Genomic DNA, 23,432 nt, shown 5'->3' with positions numbered 1-23,432 from the left:
GACGAACTTTAATTGATGAGACCTAAAATTTCAATTGGAAAATGCGTTTTGGCAATGAGTCCCAGGTTTTGACAAATAGAGCCTGCACCCGATACGATGCTTGAACTCATATAAAACCACGGAATAAGTCCGATTAGCATCCAGTAAATATAAGGAATATCTGAATGTATAACGGTTTGACCATTTAAGCGAATGCCAAAAACAAGATAATAAATGACAATCTGAATGGCCGGGCTCAAAAATTCCCAAAACAAACCAAACATGTGATTTTGATGATTTGCCTTTTGGTCAAATTGAGCGATACGTATGACTTTATCAATATTTAAAATTTGAATTTTCCCCCATGACAACAAAGGCTTCAACTTCGTTCCTCTTTTCTCATGACTATTTCCTGAACTTTTTCCAATAAAAATAATGTAAAATAAAGTCCAGTATCACTGTGCTTCTCATATTTTCCAAGATCAAGTGTATAATTGATTTTTTTTTTCATTAAATAGCTTAAATAGTGGCTTGAGATGCTGCGAATAGTGAAAATCTCCTTCACCCACATGAAAATGTAGTTCTGGAAATACGGTTTGCCGTGTAACTTGATTTAAAATTAATCCATCCCAAAACAATTTTCCAAATTGCAAATCATTTCCAAGTAAGCGGTTATATCGTTGTCTCATCGAGTCTGAATTTGCACGTTGATCCAAATATTTCGCGATATAAACTTGAGGTGCTCCAATCACAGCCTTTCCAAAATGATATTTAAAGCTATAATAAAGAGCAGCTGCTCCCCCTTTGCTAGAACCTGTTGCAATAATATTTTCAGGCGGGATTTGATATTCATTTGCAATCATTGTAATAAGGGCTATCACGCTTCTTTCAAAATCCTCCTCGCCACCAAAACCAACATAATAACAAAATTGATCGAGGTAAGAATCTAAAATAAATAATTTATGTGTTTCGACTGGTGTTAGCGTCCGCATATGATTATAAACTGGTGGACCACCCCGAAATTCTGTTGAATAGAGACCCGAAAAGGAAAGGATTAGATAACGTGATTCTTTCTTTGCCTTCTGAAAAACATATTTAACAGGATTATCACTAAAGAAGACCTTTTCTTTGGGAAAAGTAGTTTCAATTTGTTTTTTTGTGGATTGCATCGATCCACAAAAGATTGGACAACTCATTAAAAATAATCTCTCCGTTTTCTTTAATAAATAAACGAATTTGATAGGATCCGCTGTAAATAGGCATAACTGAAAATCGCATATTTGCTTGCGCATCCTGATACCAAATTCGTTCAGTAATTTGATCGTCTTGATAGATATAGTAGGCATATTCATAACTTTTCCCAAAGCTTTTCTTAATATCAAAGGTCATAAAAAGTTTATTTCGCTTAAATTCCAGTTCACCCATTTTCACTTTCAACCCAAACATCGCCCTTTCTACTCTGCTTTTAAAATGTAACTATCTATCCCTAATTGCACCGCTTCCTGCTCTGTTCGCATGGTCTCACTTCGAATCAAGTCTTCCAAAACCCCAAAAATAAACGGGGTATACTGATTCACAAGCCTTGTATGTCGTTCATTACTCCTGTTGCAAAACAATTTACTCGCTATGCCCATTTTTTGCAGAAACTCTCTATATTGAAGGAGCGGCTTAAACTGAATATCCAGTAACCCTGTATAAAAATAAATTGCAGATGTTGTTTTTTTGTTCATATAACTGAGGCGAATAAAAAAATCTGATTTACCTGCTCCTCAAAAGCAGTATTATCAGCAAAAAATAAGCGCTTCTCGTCAGGGCAAAGTGTATTAATAAAATCTGCTACATGAATTTGTGGCACTAACGAGAAAACGTGTGTAATAAGGGGATTAATTAACCCGTATAGCAAAGCGCCTGTCCCACCTTTGCTTGATCCAAATGCAATGACTTTTTGGTAGCCATGAGACTTAATAAATGCAGTAAGCTCCGTATTCAATTGTTCATAGATAAAAGTTCCCGAGTCAATAAAATACCAACCGTATACACTTGAAAAGTGGTCCTTAATAAAAAGATAATCAGCTTCCTTTACACGCTCCGCAAATTTAATCCATGTATACCGCTCGTGCATTTCTGCAACCTGTTTTTGATCACATTTGTTATTGAAAATAGCTGGAATCGCTTCGTTTAAGGGTTTTGCAGCATTTTGAAAAACAATTACGAGCGTTTTGCTACCATTTTGAAAATGTTTGCCGTGTAACATCTATCTGCTCGCATCCCTTCAAATGTCCGAAACTTGCGTTTTTTGAATTGGTTGACTTATTTTTGTAGTAATTTTATTCGTTTCATTATGTTTAACAAAAACTTTCACTCGGTATTCACCGCCTTCTGAAAGTTTTACTTGATTTGTATCAAATGGCGTATATTTTGACTTAGCAACTGCCTCTGCTTGTCCTTTTTTATAAATATAAAACGCAAAAGAATAGGATGTTTTTGGTTCTTTTTTTTGCAATTAGACATTTCGTCTGCAGGTTATCTCCTGCTAAAAAAAACTTCTACACTTTGAATTAATTCCGTTTGTTTTTCTACTTTCTTTTTCATTCTTTTTTTCATCTCTTTCTCCTTAAACTGTTTTTTGGACCATCTCAATGATAAGAGTCTCAACTTGCTTTACGATTTTTTTTTCGATCAAATTTTTGCCATGCATATTTTTTTTCTTTCTTCCACATCCGCTTTCTGCCATTTTCCTTCTTTAATAGCAGTAACAGCTTCTTTTACAGCCGAAACAATATAACGTGATTGATATACTGTATCAGCACCTTTCCAGTTGCGAATAATCGGTATTGACCCGCTAGCCATAGCTTCAGAAATCGAAACATGTGATCCTTCGTAATCACTTGGTGAAAGTAAAAAGCCTATTTTCTGAAGCCATTCAGGTATATCGTTGCCATGTGGGTCAAAAATGACATTTTCTCGCCAGGGAGCTTGTTCAATTCGCTCCGAAACTGCTTTATAATAGTCTCTTTCTTGCGATCTTGCCATTAGCCATGAAACCTCTTCTGGCCTTTTGCCTTTAATAAATAATTTATATTGTTTGTTTTCTTGCCACAGCTCTTCAAATACATCAAGTGCTAAGTCTACTCTTTTTCGCGCCGGTAAAATACCACATATTCCTAAATGGAAGCGACTATTCTCCTGCTTAGATAAATCAAGTTTTTCGGCATCGATCAGGTTGTCGATATAGCACATTTTATGCCGTGGAATTTGAAAAATATTGTAAAATTCTTCCAACATATATGGTGTGATGACGATAAACTGGTCTACTTTATTCATATCAACATGCCGAAGAAACTTTAAGTCTTTTTCCTGGAAGTGAAGACGTGCAATCAATGTTTGATGTTCTTTTTTATGCTCAGCATACCAAACAAGATTTCCTAAGCCCCATTCGCAAAAAATAACATCTGCCCATTCAAGACAAGCTTTGCTGTGTTTTTCATCATGTTTTTCGTGTGAGGAAAATACATCGAGTTGTACTTCGAAAGCTGGATTTCCCTTAAAATACTCTATTAACATCGTGGCAAACTTTAAATCATGTCCAGCAAAAACAATTTTTATCGGCGCTTTCTTAAATGACCAAATAAATGTCTTCAACCGATCATAAGCTGCTTTAAATGTAAAATACTGGCTTGCATCATAAATTTTAACCGCTGCTTCTCTATATAAATCCTCATCACGTAAAACCATCTCTGTCTTTTCGATAAAATCGGCCTCTGTTTCAACAAAGAGTGGATAATCTTTTCCAAGCAATGCCTCGTGCATTTTTGTTCGTCTTACTAAAGCTGGCTTACCCAATCTGCCATATTCAAGCAATTTACTAGATAATTCCACACTTTCATCATTATCTAGTGCTGCACTTCTCCAACTAATTCCAAGATCTGCCTCTTCAATTAATTTTTGACAATCCTCTCTCGAAACAGCTCCAACCCAATCAATGGCTTGCGTGTTATTAAGCTCTTGTTTTATTCGAAGCTGGATTTCGCGTTCTCTTAAGCGATCCTGAAATTTATCGCCTACAACTTGAGTATGGATTCGGCTGTCCCGAGCTGCTAATTTTTTGGTTACAGAGATAATCTCTTCCGTATGCCAATCTTCATGAAATTTACCACTATAGATCAGTCTAAAATGCTTGTTGCTAAAAGTCGGTTGAATGTGGGTGTCAGGTATCATCGGATACAATAGCTGAATTTTATCTCCATCAACCTGGATAAGCTTTTTAAAGGCTTCTTTTGTTTCTTTTGTCTGCAAAAAAAGATGATCAAAATGCTCATAAACGCGTTTTAAATCTGCGCGCTCTTCTTTTGTAGAACGCTCATCATGTTTAAAATCGGTTAAGTAAGGCACTGTGATTTTTTGAAACATTTCATACTTCATAGTTTCTCGAACCAAATTAAAGCCCCGTATAATCACTAAATCATAATTATTCTCTTCATGAAGTTGCTGCATAATCTGGACTGCTTCAGATACAGAAAGTCGTGCATTTTTAGACAGAATCTGATGACTAAATTTATTAAAGGGCTGAATACAATGAACATTCGGAATCTCCTTTAACGCACCCGTTAAATGTGTATTTTGCTCTTTTGCTTTAAGTAATAAATCCACTTGTATATTTGGGCTTAGCGCGAGCATTGGTGCCATAGATGCCAACCAAACAGCAGAACCATCCATGAAGTTTAAATCAATATCTCCATACAATAAAATACGTAATCTGCTCATCTTGCCCCCCTATATTTCCACTTGATTAAGCCACTTTTCATCAAGAGATGTAGCTTTCTCAATAAAATTAAATCGGTTGATACTAAACATTTTAGCTCCAAAACGTCCGTAAACCGCCAAAGTCTCATCTTTAGCAAAACTTTCTAGTAACTTTTTCATATTTTTATGGAATCTATAATCAGTTCGAACAACTGAACGAGATGGAAATAACTCATTTACAAATAGATACTCCAAATCATTTTTCTCTAGTACTAATTTTTTACCAACTGTTTGAAAACAAGTAGCTTTCCCAATAAAATCTGCATCCGTATACACAGACGCCAACATGAGGTCCTCTAGATAATACCGTCCATAAAAATGTTCTTTATTCAATAATGTCATGAAATCTGTGCCTAATAATTTTTTATAGTCCGTATAATTTTCCATATATGAAAGCAAATAGCACGATATACGTTCTGTTTTATAATGATTAAAGATAAAATTGATATTCGAAAAATCTTCAACACTTTGAATGAACAAAGCAAGTTTTTTATTTTGATAACTTTGTTTCTCAAACATTGCAATTGCTTTTTTAATTTCATCTTCAGAACGAACAATTGCCATCACACATACAGAATTCGTAGAAACAGGTAAATGAACTCCCATATTTCCTAATAGATAATTTAAACGATGCTTATACGTATGTTTCCCATAAATTTCACGAATTCCTTCTAAAGATTTTCTGAAATAAGCTGTCTCATCTTTTAGAAGTGCCCGCATCTGTGCACGTAATTCATCTGGTTTTTCCGATATCATGACAAGATTTCCAAACATACGCTCAATACCTTCAGAATAGCTGCTCAAAACAGGCGTCCCTGAGGCTAAACCTTCAAATACCCGCCTTGAGAACATTGTTGGTGAATGAACCACGCTATTCACATTCAGCATAAAACGATATCCCTTATATGCCTTATCAATTTCATCATAACTCAGACTGCCAACTACATTCTTATGAAACTTTTCTGGAAAACGGAATTCAGGCTCCGGCCGCTCAAAATTTCGATCGTAAATAACTAATCCAAATTCTTGGCAGATCTCTAGCATGGTATCCATAATCTGTCTTCTTTCCAAATGACGATTGGCATAATAAGAACCTGCAAAGCATATTTTATTTTCACGTGCTTTGGCTAATTGAATGGGATTATGCTGACTCGGTTCCGCTGCAAATGGTAATGCAAAAACTTTTTCATGCTTTGCTTGTTTTTTATAATCAGGTATTTTATTTGCATCAGTCGTATAGATATAGTCAAACCGTTTAGCAGTATCAATAAATTTGTCATAATGAATGGGATCTTCTTTATTCCAAAATACAGTTGGAATCTCCCTCTCCCTACACCACTTTAGTAGTGCAAACAAACTTTCACGACTAACATTTGCATATTTTCCTATTTGATACTCCCACGCGCCCGCATTTCCATGCCAAGCTGATTCAACAAATAGAAAATGAGGGGTATTTTCACTTAAAACCGTTTGCCAATTTTCAGGAGTAAAAGTAATAAGTTCTACCTCTTTTTGAAAATTCATCATCGTGAATTCATCAAAAATACAGGCCACTTTTAATTCACGGAACGTTTTTATCTGTTCAATTGGATTCACGATAATTTCTTTTACTTGCTTTCTCTCAAAAACCCGTTCAATAACTGCTTGTTTCACACGAACAATACCTTTTCCTGTAATTTTAAATGCAAAACGAAGATATTTTGTATTCTTACCCACCGTCAAGTACTGCTCCTTCTCTAATGAAACTAGCGTTGTTTTTTCTTTCTCACTTTTACTGTATTCAATAATTGCCAGTTTTACTGACAAGCCTTCTGAATATTCAGCTTGAAAATGTATAGCAATTGTTTCTTCCGGCAGTACTTGAATCCTATGTTTGGGTAATCTGGAAAAGGCCACATTTGGTTCTATAAAAGAGGCATAATTCGATCGATCATCTGCATTTGCAAAGCATAGATCTCCCTCAAGCGTATATGCATGTAACCCTTCTTGTTTCACATACCACCAATTCTTATCGTTACAAAAGTCTGTATCTGAAACTAATTTTGGCTGTATATCAGAAATAAGTTCAGCTTGAAATGTGTTTAACTGTTTATAAAAGCTTGTTATTTGTTTTTTGATATTATCTTCTTTCGTAATTTCCAATATTCCCCAGTCCATTTCATCATTTTTGTATTCATCATTTTATGATGTTTTTCTAATAAAACTTGTAATGCCTCTTCTTTTTTAAGTAACTTTTCTTCCATGTCATCTCGCTCATTCGTGAGGTTCGTTATTGTTTCTGAAATAGTGGTTAACCATTTCTTTTGATCCTCAATAAGTGTAAAAGTTCTCTGTTTATATTCGCTTAACTCTGCTTGTTTTTCTTTCCATTGTTCACGAAAACTCTCTTCTTGTTTTAGAGTATTTTGAAGGTCCTTAAACTCTGAAAAAAATTTGTTCTTTTTGTTTAGTTAAAACTTCATTTTCCTTAGTAATTTTCTGTAGCTGCTGCTTATATTCGTTTACTTCACTTTCTAAACGTCGGTTTTCCGATCTAAGCGAAATTTCTTCATAAATATGAGTTTCGAGCTCCAACTCAATAGGTAACTTGCTTATTTCGCTTTGTTTACGCATCATTTTTCTCATCCTTACTTAATTTCTGATAAATTGCTAAAAATTTGATTTTTTCTTTATCCCAATTGTAAATTTTTCTAGCTTCTAAGGCGTTTTCTTTCATTTCACGCCATAATTCTTGATTCTCAACCAAATCATTCACACTATTAGCAATAGAAACCGGATCAGCCGAATCAACGAGTATTCCCACTCTTTCCTGCTTCACGATTTTTTTTCATTTCAGGAAAAGAACAGGCTATAACAGGTACGCCTGCCATCATATACTCAAATAATTTATTGGAAGCAGCCGAAAAGTGATTAAAGCAAGTATTGTTTAATAATTGGAAGCCTAAATAAGCTGATCTTGTATAAAGCGGGAGTTCCTGAACTGGTACTTTGTCTAAAAAATTTTACTCGATTTGCTAAACCCGCCCGTTCTGTTTCATCCATTAAACCTTTTTTTAGTTTCCCATCACCAATAAATACTACTGTTCCATACCTGATAAGAGGAACAGCTTTCAGCAATTTTTCCAATCCCCGACCAACTTGTAATCCGCCCTGATAAAGTAAAATAGGTTCGTTTTTAGGTATATTAAGTTTTTTTATGCAAATCTATCTTTTCTATACCTTCTTGAAAAAAAGGATAATTATAAATGACTTCGGGGGTAAATCCATAAATTCTCCGAATATACTTTGCCCGTGTATAATTTTCATGAATAACACAGTCAGGAAAGCGAATAAATGCCTTTTCAGCAATTTGATAGATTCTTGAATCATAGCCTGAACGACTCGTATTTACTTCGTGAGAGTCAAACACTAGTTTTTTATGTTTGCATTTCGCACAGATGATACCTTGAAATAGCGTGTTTAAATCATTCGCATGATAAATATCTGTTTTAGCCTTCATACCTAAAATAATCATTTTACTAATCAAAATTAATTTACGTATCAAAAAACGCACTTTTGTTTTAGAAAATAGTAAAAGTAAAAATGCACATACAAGTCCAACAAGAGGCGCCATATAAGCTATACATAATGCAATTAAATAAAGCCACTCCGTACGAAAAGGCAATATGCGATCATCAACGCGATGTATATGAAACCCTTCTTCTCGCTTTTCAATAGCTGGCTGTTTGTGTTTGCTCTTTAGCGCAATTAAATAGACACTATAGCCCGCTTCCTGAAGCGCTGTACATTCCCGAAGTACTCTCGCATCATTTGTAAATTCATTCCAAACAAACATTGTGACCTTTTTTTTCATCACTAATCCTCAAAAATAAATTTGTACAACAATCCTTTATTTGTCTGCCAATTAAAATTTTGATGAGCATACTCATTTCCATTTTTCCCATAAAATTTTCGCAACTCCTGACTTTCAATCAGCCCAGCAAGTTTTTCTGTTATTTCGTGCTGGTCCTCTTTATGAAAAACAACTCCAGAATGTGCTTCTTCAATAATCCGTTTTGAATAACCAGAAGCAACACCGATAATAGGCAAAGAAGCTCCCATATAGTCAATCACTTTTCCTGGTATGACCGTTTCAAACACCGGATGTTCTTTCAACCCAATATAAGCAATATCGGCTTCTTGTAACCTTTTCCATACCCTTTTTCGTGATTCCGGCGGTTTAATAATAATATTTTCGAAGCCTTTTTCCTTAATTTTTTGTTGGATTTCCATATAGTTTCTTCCATAACCAATTAGTAAAAACCTTACTTTTTTATTCATTTGAAAGCTTTTCGCAAGGTGAAATAGACTGTCTATATCTTGTGCTATTCCCATATTTCCCGTATAAACAATTGTAATTTTTTCTTCTTTTTTTTGAAGCAGGTGCTGGCCTAAGTTCGAAATCTGTAAGACCATTTGGTAAAAAATAAATTTTCCGCTTATCGCCAACAATTTTTTTGAATATATTCGGTAAAACCTTCGCTATTAATAATTAACTTATCTGCCCGATGATAAATATGCTTTTCTATAGGGTAAGATAGATAACGAAGAAGCTTTGGAAATATCCCTTTTACTGCTCGTAACGTTTCCGGCCATAAATCACGAATATCCACAACAAAATTCGCCTTAAACTTGCGCTTAGCCAATAGACCAATAAAAGGTATAGAAAGTGGCGGAGAAGTTACAAAAACGATATCGTAAGTTTCTGTTTCTCTAATAATCAATTTAAAAAAAACAAAAAAAGAACCTCTAAATACAACAAAAAGCGACGAAGAAAATTTTGTTCAAAGTTGGCGCTTGTCGTTTTGATACGTCTGATTTTTATATCTTGAGGGAGCTCTTCCCAAAAATCTGCCTGTCTATAAAGGTCTTTTTGTGGATAATGCGGCTCTGTTGTCCAAACGGTTACATCAGCAACTTCATTTAAAGCTTGGCAAATTCCCTTCATCCGATTGGCCGCACTTCCAATTTCGGGTGGGAAATTCTGTGTAATGATTAATATTCTTTTTTTCAAATTAGCCGCACTTCCGTTTTTGTAGGAAGAAAAATAGTTATTTTAGTAATTTCTTGTTGCATTTCTATAACTCCCTAATTTTTTATTTTAAGATTCTAACAAACGATATTCTGCCTTATGGATATTTCCCAAATTAAAGTAATGATTATCTTCTCGATAAAGCTCTAAAACATTCTTCGTATCAACTACAATAGCTTGATTAGTCGTTGAAAAATCATTTGACGATAACTGTTTAAATTCACTATGATCCGTTAATACTAAGACCAAATCTGCTTGATATAGAGCTTGATTTAAATCTGGTTCAATAAAATCCGCTTGAACATGCGGGTCATATGCAACAACATCATAATTAGGGTTTAATAACAATTTTTGATAAATTTCAATAGCCGGACTCTCACGGATATCATCAATATTTCCTTTGTAAGTAAGACCCATAACTGTAATTTTCGCTCTCATTTTGCCAGCCAGAATATGTTCTGCCTTCTCAATAACAAAATCTGGCATCGATGTATTAATTCCTCTTGCGGTTTGAATAAGCGGCGACTCTTCTGGAGCTTTTGCTGCAATAAAATATGGATCCACTGCTAAACAATGTCCTCCAACTCCAGGTCCCGGCGAGTGTAGATTAACTCGTGGATGCTTGTTTGCCATCTCAATGACTTCAAGAGCATTGACACCGATATGATCACAAATCTTAACGAGCTCATTGGCTAGCGCAATATTAACATCGCGATACGTATTTTCCATCAGTTTGGACATCTCAGCAACAGAGGCTGATGTTTCTAGTAATTCACCTTTTACGAATACACCATAAACTCTTTTTCCTGCCGAAGTACAAGCAGGTGTAACCCCACCAATAATTCGATTGTTATAAATCAGCTCCTGAAGCACCTCCCCAGGCAGCACCCGCTCTGGACAATGTACGAGGAATATATCTTTTCCGACGACAAAGCCCGCTTTTTCAACTAAAGGCTTTACAAAATCTTCCATGGAACGAGGGGCAATTGTCGATTCAACAATCACTGTGTTGTCCTGCTCTAAACATGGAATGATCATTTCAACAGCAGATAAAACATAATCTAAATTACAAGATTTCATTAGATCATCATGGTTAGGTGTTGGAACGGAAATGATAAACACATCTGCTGGCTCAGGGGTCAATCCTACGCGAAATCTTTCTTTTTCTATTGCACTAGTTAAAGCTTCTTGCAAACCTGGCTCCTCAATGTGAACTTGTCCATTCTTTAGTGACTCAACCACTTTTGGATTAACATCAATACCTAAAACATCCTGATTGTGATTGGCAAACATAACAGCTGTCGGCAAGCCGATATAACCTAATCCTAAAACTTCAATCTTCACGATATCTCCCCCAAGTTATTCAGCTTCTGGGACTGTAATATCCCAACTTGCCGCTTCTTTTTGATTGATTTCATAAACTAGCTGTCCTTTTTCCACTGATTTTGGCAGTTCAAAAAAAGCACTTCCCGTTAATTCTTTACCTTCCTTAATTACGTCTCCAAAGTTATTCCCCTGCGGATAGACCTCATATGTTTTTTTACCAGCTTTAATCTTAAAGTCCCCAGCACCAATACTTACTTCGCCGGAATCTTTGTTTTTAATAAGCATTTTAATCTCAATCATATTTTTATTACCTTTTGCATTATCTGTCGTACTAATTGAGTTAATTTTAATATTCATATTGTTAACTGTTTTCGTGACAAATTCTGTCTTCGTTGAACTTTTTTTTCTCTTCTTTCTTATCTTTGGCATTCGAATCATTACTGCAAGCAGTCGAAACTAACACAACTGCCATCAAAAACAGTAATAATATGATGCCATTCGTTCTTTTTTTCATCGATAAACCGCTCCTTGCTCATATACGAATTTCTTGCGCGCAAAGTAAATTTAATTTTTTATTAAACTATTTACCTTACCGCTATAAAATCAAGCAGTAGAGCGTTTGCACTCGAACAATTCGTTAAGTACAAACGCTTCCTGCTAGTTTAATTTAATTCTGTTTTATTATTCTGTAAGTGTAACAGTAGCTTCAGAAAGAACATTTCCTAAAGCATCTTTTCCGTATACTTTTACAGTATCTGTAGTGCTTGTTACTTGACCTTTGAGATAATATCGATACGTATTGTCTGCTGAAACTGGGATAGTTTTGAGTTCAGTGCCATTGATTTCTACAGAAACACGAGAAACGTCTCCTGTATAGGTACCTGTCAAATAACCGTCTGTAATTTTGTAACTATCCGCAGCAATTGTACCTGTCACCTCAGACAAAGATAGAGTTGCTTCTGTTACCTGTCTGCCGTCTGCTGCATATCCAATCATGGTAACTACATCATCTTTGCTTGTAATTAAGTCTGCTGCATAATACTTAATCGCATTACCTGTTGCAGGAATAGTGGCTTGTTCTTTGCCATTAACAACTAGGGCAACTTTAGTTATATCACCCGTGTAGGCGCCAGTTACATAAGTGTCATTTCCTACTTTAAATGCATCAAGTGTAATTGTTCCTGTTACTGGAGCCAAGCCTGCAATTGATACTGGAACGCGATTTAACTCGTTACCAAGCGAGTCGTACCCAATAGCATAAACAACATCATCAGCACTTGTAATTAAGTTCTTAGCATAGTATTGATATGCATTATTCGTCACTGGGATAGCCGATTGAACTTTACCGTTAACTTCTAATCCCACTCGAGTTACATCACCAGTATAGGTACCCGTTACATAGGTATCCGTTCCAATTTGGAAGGAATTAGCTGTGATTGTTCCGTCAGCAGTATAAATATTTAATTGTTTAGTACTAACTACTTTGCCTGCTGAATTCAATCCTTCAACCATCACAATATCTGTTGCTGATGCTACAATATTTTTAGCGTAGTATTTCAATGTACCACCAGAAACTGGGATTGTAGAATATGTTTGATCAGCTTTTGTGACACGAATTTTTGCAATATCCCCTGTGTAAGATCCCGTGATATAACTATCTGTCCCTAATTTAAAGGAATCTAATTTAATTTCTCCAGTTGTATCAGCTTTCGTTGTTACTTTTACCTCTTTGCTGTCTAACAGATTTCCTTGTGCATCGTAACCCTTCACAAGAACTTTATCTGTTACTTGGAGGATTCTATTATTCGCATAATAACTAAATGTTCCATCTGCTTGAACTGGAATTTTAGAAAACTCCGTACCATTTACAGTGATGCTAATCTTTGCTACATCTCCTGTAGTTGTGCCTGTTACATAGTTGTCTGTGCCTTTTTGAAAATCATTTGGAACAACTGTACCAGTCGTTATTTTTTGGACTATATTTACCAGCTTGCGATCCAATTCTTTTCCGTTAGCATCGAGCGCAACCGCATAAACGACATCCGTAACACTTGTAATTAGATTTTTAGCATAGTAGCGATACGTATTTCCTGTTACCGTAATTGCTTGTCTCACTTCATCGTTGACTACAAGTTGAACTTTCGCCACATCTCCTGTGTAATCACCTGTTACATAGCTATCCGTACCTAACACATAATCATTTGTTGTAATTGTCCCTGCGGTTGGCGTTTTTACATTAACTTGAACACGATCCAATTCTTTGCCATTCGCATCAAGTGCTACTGCATAGACCTCATCTGTTGCGTTTAAAATCTTGTCTTTCGCATAATATTGATATGCATTACCGGTTACTGTGATCGCTTGTTTCGCCTCACCATTAACCACAAGTTGAACTTTTGCTACATCACCCGTATACGTACCTTTTACATAGCTATCCGTTCCAACTGTAAAGTCACTAGCTGTGATTGTTCCCGCAGTTGGTTTCTTCACATTAACTTGGGTACGATCTAATTCTTTGCCGTTTGCATCAAGCGCAACCACATAAACTTCATCTGTTGCATTTAAAATTTTGTCTTTCGCATAATATTGATATGCATTACCGGTCACTGTGATCGCTTGTTTCGCTTCACCATTAACCACAAGTTGAACTTTTGCTACATCTCCAGTATACGTACCTTTTACATAACCATCCGTTCCGATAGTAAAATCATTCGCTGTAATTGTCCCTGCAGTCGGTTTCTTCACATTAACTTGGGCACGATCTAATTCTTTGCCGTTTGCATCAAGCGCAACCACATAAACTTCATCTGTTGCATTTAAAATTTTGTCTTTCGCATAATATTGATATGCATTACCGGTTACTGTGATCGCTTGTTTTGCCTCACCATTGACTACAAGCTGAACTTTTGCTACATCACCCGTATACGTACCTTTTACATAGCTATCCGTTCCAATTGTAAAGTCATTAGCTGTGATTGTTCCCGTAGTTTCTTTTTCAACTATAACTGTAATTGTCTTCGTTGTTTCGTTGCCATCACTGTCTGTCACTTTATACGTCACTTTATATGTGCCAGCCGTTGTTGGATCTACCGTATTCGCTGTTACTTCAATTGCGCTTGTTAGATCACCATCTTCTGTATCGCTTGCTGTTACGCCTGCTTTTGGATCGAATGTATCCCCAACTTTAAGCGTCTTATCTGCTGCATTAATAACGGGTTTGTCATTTGTGCGAACTGTTACCGTAATCGTCTTCGTTGCTTCATTTCCGTCGCTGTCCGTTACTTTATAACTTACTTGGTAAGTTCCAGCTTTCGTTGTGTCTACATTATTCGCTGTTACTTCGATTGCGCTTGTTAAGTCGCCATCTTCTGCATCACTTGCTGTGACACCCGCTTTCGGATCGAATGTATCCCCAACTTTAAGTGTCTTATCTGCTGCATTAATAACAGGCTTGTCATTCGTGCTAACTGTTACCGTAATTGTCTTCGTTGCTTCATTTCCGTCGCTGTCTGTTACCTTATAACTTACTTGATAAGTTCCAGCTTTCGTTGTATCTACGTTATTCGCTGTTACTTCGATTGCGCTTGTTAAGTCGCCATCTTCTGCATCACTCGCTGTTACATCTGCTTTTGGATCGAATGTGTCCCCAACTTTGATGGTTTTATCCGCAGCTTCAATGACTGGTTTGTTATTTGTACCTACTGTTACCGTAATCGTCTTCGTTGCTTCATTCCCATCGCTGTCCGTTACTTTATAACTTACTTGGTAAGTTCCAGCCTTCGTTGTGTCTACGTTATTCGCTGTTACTTCAATTGCGCTTGTTAGATCACCATCTTCTGTATCGCTTGCTGTTACACCTGCTTTTGGATCGAATGTGTCTCCAACTTTAAGTGTCTTATCTGCTGCTTCAATGACTGGTTTGTTATTTGTACCTACTGTTACTGTAATGGTTTTTGTAGTTTCGTTGCCATCACTGTCCGTTACTTTATAAGTAACCTCATACGTACCAGGTTTTGATGTGTCTACATTATTCGCTGTAACTTCAATTGCGCTTGTTAAGTCACCATCTTCTGTATCACTCGCTGTGACATCTGCTTTTGGATCGAATGTATCCCCAACTTTAAGCGTCTTATCTGCTGCATTAATAACAGGCTTATCATTCGTAATGGATCCATTTGACAATCTTTCGAAATTTTGATTTTTTAAATTCTGTTGTAAAAGCTGGAACGTTTGTTGTTGAAACCTCGCTATTATTTCCATAAATATCTGTAAGCGATGTTAGATTCTTCCAAGTATATTTAGGTGTTCCTAAAATATCCGTTCCTTTTTCCCATGCTGCTATATTTTGGCTTGTCGTTTGAAGAATCCCACCATTACCTTCCATGTAAAGAGCTAAACCAGCGGGATTTTCATTTCTGAAGTCAAAATAAGCCACGCTATCCATTACTATTTTTCCTGATGGAGAAATTTGTACTGCATATAAAGCAATCGGAGAAGAAAGTGCTTCTACTGATGCACTTTTTGTCATTGTTATTTGATTGATGTAGATTCGTGAGTTCGAAGAAATGCTTGCTTTTTGATAATTTAGTTTTACTTTACTTCCAGTAGAGAAAGTAGCACTAGCATCTACACCTTTAACACCTTCATATCTACTTACAACATCAAGAGTAGCCGAGTCCCCGACAATAAGCTCCTGTTGCGAACCACTTAGATAGATCCCCATTGCTTGTGAATCAATTGATAATTTAGCCCCCGCGTTAATTTGTACATTTCCTGATGAATAAGCTCGAATAGTATTTGCAGTTCCCGTATTTTTGATAGTTGTTGTTGATGCATTATCAAAAATAAGATTTTTCACGCTGAAAACGTCAGTTGTTCCCGTAGTAGTAATACTATTATTTCCTTTTACATAAGTTGTCCCATTTGTATTCGAAACGGCTTCAGTGCCATTTAGAGTTATGTTCTCTAACGTGACCGAGTAATTAACTACACTTGTTTTAAAGATAGGTCTAGAAGTCGATGTAAAATTAATGTTAGAGAAAACGACACTTGCTGCTCCAGACAAATCACTCACAAAACTGCTATTGTTAAGTGCAACTTTGTGGTTTCCACCTTCAATCGTTACATCATGTTTGACTGTATAATTCATAGTAGCATTTAGATCTAAATCATTTGTTAAAACGATTTTAGTCACTAAATCATTATTTAGTGCATCTTTCAGTTGTTGTTCAGTACCTACCTCTAGCGTAACTCCTGTTTCTGCAGCTTTTGCTTTAAAAGGCATGATTGCTTGTGAAATAGTGAGAAAAACTAGCATTGCAACAACTAATGCTGATAAAATTTTCTTCATATCCTGTCCCCTTTTCCTCTGTGTTTTCAAAAAATTGTGATCCAACTGTTTTAAAAAACAGATAAAATCTTCTTCAAATTTCCATAATTCTCACTCCTTTAAATAACTCCTAAGTTAAAGAAGTTAAGATTTATAAAAAAGTATAACAATGAAAGTATTAGAAATCTGTATACTATTTATGAGAACTTTGTTTTTTTTACGTCCCTTTCATTCAAAAAAAAAATATTGACACAAACCATGAAATGAGTTATGTAAATTATGAGAATACCTACAAACAGGTCAGTCTCTGTTTAGAAAATTGACACAAAATTCACTTGTAAAAGCTAAAATAAAACAAAAAAGTCTGGGATTATTTACCTCCCAGACTTTTTATTAACGATTAATTCAGCAAAGTATCTTACCCTTCAACCAAATAAAAATCTTGCTAATTATTTTTTCAAGTCAACAATATGTTTTGTGAGTTCAATGCCCGTTCCAGCGGCCACACGTTCAGCCCATTCAGGTACAGCTTGATAGAAATTCCGCAAGTTACGAATCTTGATATCCTCGCGAACAGTTTCCCAGTCGTCCACAATGTTCTTCACAAGCGCATCTCGTTCCCCTTCCGAGTAACGGTTCCAAACCTCACGTGCATGGACAAAATTATTCGGCTTCTCTGCCGCAAGTCTGCCTGAAATATCACCGCGAATTTCTTGTTCTTGCTCAACAAATGCCGGATTTTCTTTCGGCTCTGAATCATAACTATTCGGCTCATAATTGATCGAGCTCGTTTGTTGCCCAACTGGCATGTAGCCGTCACGCTGGTTGTTTGTAACCGGCACTTTCGGCTTGTTAATCGGCAGTTGCAGATAGTTCGGTCCCACACGGTGACGCTGCGTGTCTGAATAAGAAAACAGGCGACCTTGAAGCAATCGATCTTCTGACGGGAGCATACCTCTTACAAGAACCCCGGGGTTGAAGCCTACCGATTCTGTTTCGGCAAAGACATTCTCAGGATTGCGATTTAATGTCATTGTGCCCACAAGTTCGTATGGAAAAACATCCTCAAACCAATCTTTCGTTGCGTCAAGTGGATTAAAATCAAATTGATCAAGGTCTTTTGGATCAAGCACTTGGACATACAAATCCCATTCTGGATAGTTCCCTGCTTCAATAGCTTCATGTAGATCTCGTGTTGCATGATTGAATTCTTTTGCTTGAATTTGAGACGCTTGTTCGGTCGTCAAATTGACAATCCCAGCTTTTGGTTGCCAGCGTAGCTTCACATAAACCGTTTTTCCTGCCTCATTGATCCATTTAAAAGCATGTACGCTCGAACCGCGCATCTCACGGTAAGAAGCAGGTGTCCCTTCATCGCTGAAAAGATATGTAAGCATCGTGACTGCTTCCGGCGTTAGGCTCATGAAGTCCCAGTAACGATTTGGATCTTGGATATTCGTCGCTGGATCTGGCTTGAGCGAATGAATAACATCCGGAAACTTAATCGCATCACGAATGAAAAATACAGGCAAATTATTTCCGACAAAATCATAATTTCCCTCTTCTGTATAAAACTTGATCGAAAAACCTCGTGGATCTCGCAACGTCTCAGGCGAGTGTTGCCCGTGAATAACGGTAGAAAAACGAGCAAAAACCTCTGTTTCTTGTCCTTCTTCTTGTAAAAAATGTGCCATTGTATATTTTTTCATGCTATTTTTAACTACAAACTTTCCGTGTGCCCCTGCTCCACGTGCATGAACCACACGTTCTGGAACTCGTTCACGGTCAAAATGAGCAAGTTTTTCAATCAACTGATAATCTTCAAGAAGCGTTGGTCCTTTGAAACCTGCCGTCATCGAATTTTGGTTATCTCCGATTGGTACTCCCTGATTAGTCGTTAAATTTTTCTTTTCGGTCAAATTAAATCCCTCCATGTGCAAGATTATTCATTTAATTAAAATGATTATTAAATGATATTCATTATGATAAAGAAATCCTCGCTCCAAGGCAACTAATCAGCTTATCTTTTTTGTAAATCCAAATAAACAAAAAGACCCATCAAAATCCACTTGATAGGTCTTTTTGTTTATTTTTCATTTGGAAGAATCTTTTTTACTTTTCTTTCAAATTCTCGTCTTGGTAGCAAAACGCTGTGTCCACAACCTTCACACTTGATTCGAATATCCATTCCCATTCGAATAATCCGAAAACGATTGCTTCCACAAGGATGTGGTTTTTTCATTTCTACAATATCATTTAACTCGAATTTTTTACTTTCCATCTCTATCCTCTTCACAAATTTTATTTAATCATCAAATTGTACATCTAAAATTTCTAAAATCCGATCCAAGTCATCATCCGATAAAAACTCAATTTCAATTTTACCTTTTTTATTCGTTCGTTTAATCGAAACCGCTGTTCCAAACTTATCACGCAGTTGATTTTCACTTTCACGAATAAAGACCGGTACTTTCTTTGGTTTCTTTGTTTCACGTGAAACATTCTCATTAATATCTGTCACTAATTTTTCCAGTTGGCGCACAGTAAGTTCTTCTTTCACTGTTTTCTTTGCCAGTGGAATAATATTTTTCTTTTGTTTTAAAGCAAGCAATGCTCGAGCGTGCCCCGCAGATAATTCTCCAGTACGAATCATATCTTGAACTTCATCTGGAAGAGAAAGCAATCGAATAAAGTTAGCCACATATGGACGACTTTTCCCGACGCGTTCTGCAAGTTTCGCTTGCGTTAATTTTAAGTTTTTCATTTAAAAAGTCATAGGATTCAGCTTCTTCAAGCGCTGACAAGTCTTCCCGTTGCAGGTTTTCAATGACAGAAAGCTCCATCATCTCTTGATCATTTAATGTCCTTACAACCGCTGGAATTTCTTTGAGACCCGCTTGAACAGACGCGCGGCATCTTCTCTCTCCCACTACAATTTCATAGCGATCCTTTTTCTCCCTTAAAATAACGGGTTGCAACACACCGTGAATTTTAATGGAATCCGTCAATTCTTGAATAGCTTTCTTGTCGAAGTTTTTTCGTGGTTGAAATGGATTCGCATCCACCTTATCAAGCGCAATACTTACAATAGTCTCTTCATCTGTATCTACTGTATTAAATAACGCATTGATTCCTTTTCCAAGCCCTTTAGCCATTTGCAATCACTTCCTTAGCTAATTCTAAATAAACTTCGGCCCCTTTTGATTTTGGATCATATAAAAGAATTGGTTTACCGTGACTTGGTGCTTCACTTAAACGTACATTTCTAGGAATAATTGTATCAAATACTTTATTTTGGAAGTATTTTTTGACTTCTTCAATAACTTGGATACCTAAATTCGTACGTGCATCAAGCATTGTTAACAATACACCTTCGATTTGCAATTCAGCATTCAATTGTTTTTGAACGATTCGAATTGTATTTAAAAGTTGACTTAAGCCTTCTAACGCATAATACTCACATTGAACAGGAATCAAAACAGAATCTGAAGCTGTCAACGCATTTAGTGTCAGCAATCCAAGGGATGGTGGGCAATCAATGATGATGTAATCGTACTCATCTTTTATTGTATCAATTGCTCGCTTTAAACGAAGTTCCCTAGAGATAGCTGGAACAAGTTCAACTTCTGCTCCAGCAAGCTGGATAGTAGCAGGAATAACATCAAGATTGTCTAGTTCCGTATGTTCACGCACATCTTTAAGTGGAACATCGTCTACTAATACATTATAAATACAGTTTTCGATTTCTCCCTTATTGATACCAACACCACTAGAGGCATTTCCTTGAGGATCAATGTCTACTAGCAAGACCTTTTTTTCCCAAAAAAAGCTAGGCTAGAGCTAAGATTGACAGAAGATGTCGTCTTGCCAACGCCGCCTTTTTGATTCGCAAGTGCAATAATTTTGGTCACTTTCTTCACCAGCCCCTTATTAAGTTCCTGATCTCTCAGTTCTATAACTTCTATTCTACCAAAACTTTTTCAATCCGTCTCTTAAATTAGCTAAAATTTTATTTTTCGACCAAAAAAATTGTTTCACGTGAAACATTTACATTTTTATCCAAACAAAAAAAGACCTACGTTCGTAGGTCTTTTAGCTTATTTGTAATCGAATGAAAGTTTAATCTCTAAAACCGCACAGGTCTTTTGATACATACGCAAAGTTAAATCCGGGTCCCCTGCTTCAATGCGCTCAATAATAGTTGGCGATAAATCAGATTTCAACGCTAAGTCAAGTTGTGACCATTTCTTCTCAATTCGCTTTGCAAAGATCACTCGAGCAAGCATTGCTGAGATGCTCTCTAGATAATGAACAATGCCTTCGTTTTCATAGGCAAGCTCCTTCAGCGAATCAAAGCTATACGCATCGTTACCGATACTTAAATCAGAATTAGTTCGACTTAAGAAAATACGTTTTGCTTCTTCGCGATACGCTCCCATCTGATCCGTAAAGGGGTTTTTATCTTTAAAGTAACCCTTAATAAAGCAGTAATACGTTTCGGAATCTGAAAAAGCCGTAAAATAAATTAAGCGGCAATTGCGATCCTTAAAATGTAATTTAAGTTCGTGGAGCGGTTGATCGACAGTCGTTTCAATTCGTGTAGATTGAAGAGAATAGGCTTGACTCTTCCCAATTGAAAGATGAATATCTGGCGCGATTTGTTTACCTGTACTTAAGCGCCGTGTCTCAGCGTTTTCTAGATCAAATATCCCTTGTAATAAAAGCGTTGCCATTAATGGCTGCTCTTCAATCAAATCGTGTATAAAATCGTAAGCTTGGAATTGATTTTCCTCGTCTTTAACAAAAATAATTTTAGCCATGATCTCCCTTACCTCCTCATCATTTTCCTTCCACTTTAATTTTACTTTGTTTAGGCGATTTTTGCACCTGATAACCCCAAATACAAATAAAAACAATCTTCAAAGGAAGATTGTTTAATTTGATTGTTGATCTAATTGTTTTGCTTTTTTATACCAACCCATAATCTTTCGAATTAACCAAAAAACGTAGATAAAAGCGATAATATACATCAGATATCCCATTCCAGCTGTAAAAATAGCTCGTGCATTACTTATTTCTGCTGTTGGGCTCGCAGACATTAATGGATAGATGAAAAAAAATGACCATGCGTTGCGGTTGTAACCTTAAGATAGCTTCTGTAATTGATGTGACAAAAGAAGGCAAAATCATCGCTGAACAAGCGATACCCAGAATCTGCCAAATAATTTGTAGTATTTTCATTCTCGATTCCCCTCTTATTTTTTATTTTTAGGAATTTGAATGGTAATTTCAAAAAAATCATCCGATTCCTGTTCATTGATGTTTAAATCCATTCCGCCTTTTTGTACCATCGAAACTGATTCTTTAATCGTATTTAAAGCAATTCGAGCATCCTTACTTACAAGTCGTAAATTCGCTTTTTTCTTCGGTTTTTCATCTTTTTTTCGTCAAAAACTCACGAATCAGTTCGTCTGTTTGCTTCACATTCAAGTGATTGTCTCGAATTTTGTCCAAAACTTTCAATTGATCTTCTTCACTTTCAAGCGCTAACAAGGATCTTGCATGACGCTCAGAAATTTCTTTTGCAAGAACCGCTTCTTGAATTCCCTTTGGCAATTTAAGCAAGCGCAACTTGTTTGCGACAGCAGACTGGCTTTTCCCAACTTGTTTCGCTAAGGCTTCTTGCGTGACACCATTCATTTCAAGCAAGCTTTGATAAGCTACAGCCTCTTCAATTGGCGTCAGTTGTTCCCTTTGTAAGTTCTCAATCAAAGCAAGCGCCGCCGACTCATCATCCGTAAATTCCTGAACGATTGCTGGAATTGTTTCCATTTCTAAATAAACAGCTGCCCGGTAACGCCGTTCCCCAGCAATAATCTCATATCGACTTTCCTCGCTGTTTTCCTCCATTTCACGGAGAACAATTGGCTGAATCAAGCCATGAATTTTGATCGTTTCAGCAAGTTCCTCAATTTTTTCTTGATCAAATACAGTCCTCGGCTGAAATTGATTGGGCATAATTTGATTTAATGGAATCTCTTCCACTCGTTGCGTCAAATCCTGCGCTACCAACTCGTCCGCTTTGTTTTTATCTTTTTTCCCAAAAAGTGAAAAAGCCATGGAGTATCGTCCCTTCTCAGTTTATCTCACAATAAAGTTTGTACTCTTCCTTTCATTTTAGCAGAAATAGCCAGGAAAAACATTATTCAATCGGTTGTTTATTTGGAAGTCCTGCTTTACGAGGGTATTTTTTGGGTGTTTCTTTTGCTTTCCGAATCACATAGAGGTTTCGTTCACTGTTTTCAGCAGGAAGTTGAAAGGCAAAATGCTCCGTCACTTTCCCACCCAAAACAGCGATCGCTTTTTTAGCTATTTCAAGCTCCTGCTCTGCTTGTTGAGCTTTCATTGCTAAAAACACACCATCTTTTTTTACAAGTGGCAAACACAGTTCTGCAAGCACGCTCATTCGAGCAACCGCACGAGCTGTCACTAGAGAAAATTGCTCGCGGTGTACTTTATTTTGACCAAAAGTTTCTGCACGATCATGATAAAAATGAACATTCGTCAATTTTAACTCATCTGCTAAATGATTTAAAAACGTGATCCGTTTATTTAGAGAATCAACAATACTAACTTCTAGATGTGGGAAACAAATTTTCAGCGGAAGGCTCGGAAAACCTGCGCCTGCCCCAACATCACAAACAGTAGTAAACTCATTAAATGGCACATAAAAAGCCGCAGAAATAGAATCATAAAAATGCTTCAAATACACTTCTTGCTTATCCGTAATTGCTGTCAAATTCATTTTTTCGTTCCATTCGACGAGCAATTCATAGTAGCGCTCAAACTGCCTCATTTGTTTTTCCGTTAGCAAGATTCCCGCTTCAGCAAGCTTTGCCTGAAATTGTTCTGGATTCACGTTTT

The 23,432-nt window shown here is 36.5% G+C and carries 22 protein-coding genes and 4 pseudogenes; all 26 read right to left on the bottom strand.

The genetic code is table 11. From position 1 onward, the window contains the following. Positions 1 to 8: 8 nt before the first annotated feature. Positions 9 to 362 (bottom strand): ABC transporter permease, encoded by a 354-nt coding sequence (locus MAQA_RS11180; RefSeq protein WP_241463221.1) that lies wholly within the window; start codon positions 360 to 362, stop codon positions 9 to 11. A 99-nt stretch (positions 363 to 461) separates the two neighbouring features. Continuing rightward, a complete protein-coding gene (locus MAQA_RS11175) occupies positions 462 to 1,148 on the bottom strand; it encodes a hypothetical protein (RefSeq protein WP_036073994.1) in 687 nt (228 codons plus the stop codon). Then, positions 1,123 to 1,425 (bottom strand): hypothetical protein, encoded by a 303-nt coding sequence (locus tag MAQA_RS11170; RefSeq protein ID WP_036073991.1) that lies wholly within the window; start codon positions 1,423 to 1,425, stop codon positions 1,123 to 1,125. The genes MAQA_RS11175 and MAQA_RS11170 overlap by 26 nt, the downstream gene beginning before the upstream one ends. Before the next feature lie 8 nt (positions 1,426 to 1,433). Beyond that, positions 1,434 to 1,709 carry a hypothetical protein gene (locus MAQA_RS15810; RefSeq protein ID WP_241463220.1) on the bottom strand — a complete coding sequence of 92 codons (276 nt, stop codon included), beginning with the start codon at positions 1,707 to 1,709 and terminating at the stop codon, positions 1,434 to 1,436. Further along, positions 1,706 to 2,233: a hypothetical protein gene (locus MAQA_RS11165; protein ID WP_241463219.1), complete on the bottom strand. Its 528-nt coding sequence runs from the start codon at positions 2,231 to 2,233 to the stop codon at positions 1,706 to 1,708. Before MAQA_RS11165 ends, MAQA_RS15810 begins: the two co-directional genes overlap by 4 nt. 18 nt (positions 2,234 to 2,251) lie before the next feature. Next, the gene (locus MAQA_RS11160) at positions 2,252 to 2,482 is read right to left on the bottom strand and encodes a hypothetical protein (protein ID WP_036073988.1); all 231 of its coding nucleotides are present in this window, start codon (positions 2,480 to 2,482) and stop codon (positions 2,252 to 2,254) included. A gap of 176 nt (positions 2,483 to 2,658) precedes the next feature. Next, positions 2,659 to 4,743 (bottom strand): glycosyltransferase, encoded by a 2,085-nt coding sequence (locus MAQA_RS11155; RefSeq protein ID WP_241463218.1) that lies wholly within the window; start codon positions 4,741 to 4,743, stop codon positions 2,659 to 2,661. 9 nt (positions 4,744 to 4,752) lie between these two features. Next, positions 4,753 to 6,924, bottom strand: a complete 2,172-nt coding sequence (locus MAQA_RS11150; RefSeq protein ID WP_036073985.1) for a CgeB family protein — start codon at positions 6,922 to 6,924, stop codon at positions 4,753 to 4,755. Continuing rightward, complete coding sequence (locus tag MAQA_RS15805) at positions 6,885 to 7,025, bottom strand: hypothetical protein (protein ID WP_241463217.1); 141 nt, start codon at positions 7,023 to 7,025, stop codon at positions 6,885 to 6,887. Before MAQA_RS15805 ends, MAQA_RS11150 begins: the two co-directional genes overlap by 40 nt. A 172-nt stretch (positions 7,026 to 7,197) precedes the next feature. Next, a complete protein-coding gene (locus tag MAQA_RS15800) occupies positions 7,198 to 7,398 on the bottom strand; it encodes a hypothetical protein (RefSeq protein WP_241463216.1) in 201 nt (66 codons plus the stop codon). Further along, positions 7,388 to 8,635: pseudogene (locus MAQA_RS11140) on the bottom strand (glycosyltransferase). Before MAQA_RS11140 ends, MAQA_RS15800 begins: the two are co-directional and overlap by 11 nt. Positions 8,636 to 8,637: 2 nt before the next feature. After that, positions 8,638 to 9,156 carry a glycosyltransferase gene (locus MAQA_RS15795; RefSeq protein WP_241463215.1) on the bottom strand — a complete coding sequence of 173 codons (519 nt, stop codon included), beginning with the start codon at positions 9,154 to 9,156 and terminating at the stop codon, positions 8,638 to 8,640. Positions 9,157 to 9,260: 104 nt separating this feature from the next. Continuing rightward, entirely contained in the window at positions 9,261 to 9,545 is a 285-nt protein-coding gene (locus tag MAQA_RS15790; protein WP_052008579.1) for a glycosyltransferase, read from the bottom strand. Then, complete coding sequence (locus MAQA_RS15785; protein ID WP_052008578.1) at positions 9,542 to 9,835, bottom strand: glycosyltransferase family protein; 294 nt, start codon at positions 9,833 to 9,835, stop codon at positions 9,542 to 9,544. Before MAQA_RS15785 ends, MAQA_RS15790 begins: the two co-directional genes overlap by 4 nt. 87 nt (positions 9,836 to 9,922) lie before the next feature. Beyond that, the gene (locus tag MAQA_RS11125) at positions 9,923 to 11,197 is read right to left on the bottom strand and encodes a nucleotide sugar dehydrogenase (protein ID WP_036073981.1); all 1,275 of its coding nucleotides are present in this window, start codon (positions 11,195 to 11,197) and stop codon (positions 9,923 to 9,925) included. A 15-nt stretch (positions 11,198 to 11,212) separates the two neighbouring features. Then, positions 11,213 to 11,536 (bottom strand): DUF4352 domain-containing protein, encoded by a 324-nt coding sequence (locus MAQA_RS11120; RefSeq protein WP_241463214.1) that lies wholly within the window; start codon positions 11,534 to 11,536, stop codon positions 11,213 to 11,215. A gap of 4 nt (positions 11,537 to 11,540) precedes the next feature. Next, positions 11,541 to 11,693 carry a hypothetical protein gene (locus MAQA_RS15780; RefSeq protein WP_241463213.1) on the bottom strand — a complete coding sequence of 51 codons (153 nt, stop codon included), beginning with the start codon at positions 11,691 to 11,693 and terminating at the stop codon, positions 11,541 to 11,543. A 167-nt stretch (positions 11,694 to 11,860) separates the two neighbouring features. Continuing rightward, positions 11,861 to 15,361: an immunoglobulin-like domain-containing protein gene (locus tag MAQA_RS13845; RefSeq protein ID WP_052008577.1), complete on the bottom strand. Its 3,501-nt coding sequence runs from the start codon at positions 15,359 to 15,361 to the stop codon at positions 11,861 to 11,863. Further along, the gene (locus MAQA_RS11105; protein WP_036073979.1) at positions 15,336 to 16,529 is read right to left on the bottom strand and encodes a pectate lyase-like adhesive domain-containing protein; all 1,194 of its coding nucleotides are present in this window, start codon (positions 16,527 to 16,529) and stop codon (positions 15,336 to 15,338) included. The genes MAQA_RS13845 and MAQA_RS11105 overlap by 26 nt, the downstream gene beginning before the upstream one ends. 428 nt (positions 16,530 to 16,957) lie before the next feature. Continuing rightward, the gene (locus MAQA_RS11100) at positions 16,958 to 18,427 is read right to left on the bottom strand and encodes a catalase (RefSeq protein WP_036073977.1); all 1,470 of its coding nucleotides are present in this window, start codon (positions 18,425 to 18,427) and stop codon (positions 16,958 to 16,960) included. A gap of 167 nt (positions 18,428 to 18,594) precedes the next feature. Then, positions 18,595 to 18,795: a DUF951 domain-containing protein gene (locus tag MAQA_RS11095; protein WP_149023362.1), complete on the bottom strand. Its 201-nt coding sequence runs from the start codon at positions 18,793 to 18,795 to the stop codon at positions 18,595 to 18,597. Between the two features lie 18 nt (positions 18,796 to 18,813). Continuing rightward, positions 18,814 to 19,663: pseudogene (locus MAQA_RS11090) on the bottom strand (ParB/RepB/Spo0J family partition protein). Further along, positions 19,656 to 20,419: pseudogene (locus tag MAQA_RS11085) on the bottom strand (ParA family protein). Before MAQA_RS11085 ends, MAQA_RS11090 begins: the two co-directional pseudogenes overlap by 8 nt. A 186-nt stretch (positions 20,420 to 20,605) precedes the next feature. Then, positions 20,606 to 21,328, bottom strand: coding sequence for a helix-turn-helix domain-containing protein (locus tag MAQA_RS11080; protein WP_036073971.1), 723 nt, complete (start codon positions 21,326 to 21,328; stop codon positions 20,606 to 20,608). Positions 21,329 to 21,763: 435 nt separating this feature from the next. Continuing rightward, a pseudogene (gene noc, locus MAQA_RS11075) lies at positions 21,764 to 22,628 on the bottom strand (nucleoid occlusion protein). Positions 22,629 to 22,710: 82 nt separating this feature from the next. Further along, a complete protein-coding gene (gene rsmG, locus MAQA_RS11070; protein ID WP_036073968.1) occupies positions 22,711 to 23,427 on the bottom strand; it encodes a 16S rRNA (guanine(527)-N(7))-methyltransferase RsmG in 717 nt (238 codons plus the stop codon). Positions 23,428 to 23,432 lie beyond the last annotated feature (5 nt).

The organism is Listeria aquatica FSL S10-1188 (assembly GCF_000525795.1).
GTDB classification, from domain to species: Bacteria; Bacillota; Bacilli; order Lactobacillales; family Listeriaceae; genus Listeria; species Listeria aquatica.
This window is presented reverse-complemented; position numbering and strand designations above follow the sequence as displayed.

What these genes read in the sequence shown, in the direction of transcription:
- MAQA_RS11175 (WP_036073994.1), bottom strand. Translation starts at nt 1,148, where the DNA reads ATGCAATCCACAAAAAAACAAATTGAAACTACTTTTCCCAAAGAAAAG.
- MAQA_RS11170 (WP_036073991.1), bottom strand. Translation starts at nt 1,425, where the DNA reads ATGTTTGGGTTGAAAGTGAAAATGGGTGAACTGGAATTTAAGCGAAAT.
- MAQA_RS15810 (WP_241463220.1), bottom strand. Translation starts at nt 1,709, where the DNA reads ATGAACAAAAAAACAACATCTGCAATTTATTTTTATACAGGGTTACTG.
- MAQA_RS11165 (WP_241463219.1), bottom strand. Translation starts at nt 2,233, where the DNA reads ATGTTACACGGCAAACATTTTCAAAATGGTAGCAAAACGCTCGTAATT.
- MAQA_RS11155 (WP_241463218.1), bottom strand. Translation starts at nt 4,743, where the DNA reads ATGAGCAGATTACGTATTTTATTGTATGGAGATATTGATTTAAACTTC.
- MAQA_RS15805 (WP_241463217.1), bottom strand. Translation starts at nt 7,025, where the DNA reads ATGGAAGAAAAGTTACTTAAAAAAGAAGAGGCATTACAAGTTTTATTA.
- MAQA_RS15800 (WP_241463216.1), bottom strand. Translation starts at nt 7,398, where the DNA reads ATGATGCGTAAACAAAGCGAAATAAGCAAGTTACCTATTGAGTTGGAG.
- MAQA_RS15795 (WP_241463215.1), bottom strand. Translation starts at nt 9,156, where the DNA reads ATGGGAATAGCACAAGATATAGACAGTCTATTTCACCTTGCGAAAAGC.
- MAQA_RS11120 (WP_241463214.1), bottom strand. Translation starts at nt 11,536, where the DNA reads ATGAATATTAAAATTAACTCAATTAGTACGACAGATAATGCAAAAGGT.
- MAQA_RS15780 (WP_241463213.1), bottom strand. Translation starts at nt 11,693, where the DNA reads ATGAAAAAAAGAACGAATGGCATCATATTATTACTGTTTTTGATGGCA.
- MAQA_RS11105 (WP_036073979.1), bottom strand. Translation starts at nt 16,529, where the DNA reads ATGAAGAAAATTTTATCAGCATTAGTTGTTGCAATGCTAGTTTTTCTC.
- MAQA_RS11080 (WP_036073971.1), bottom strand. Translation starts at nt 21,328, where the DNA reads ATGGCTAAAATTATTTTTGTTAAAGACGAGGAAAATCAATTCCAAGCT.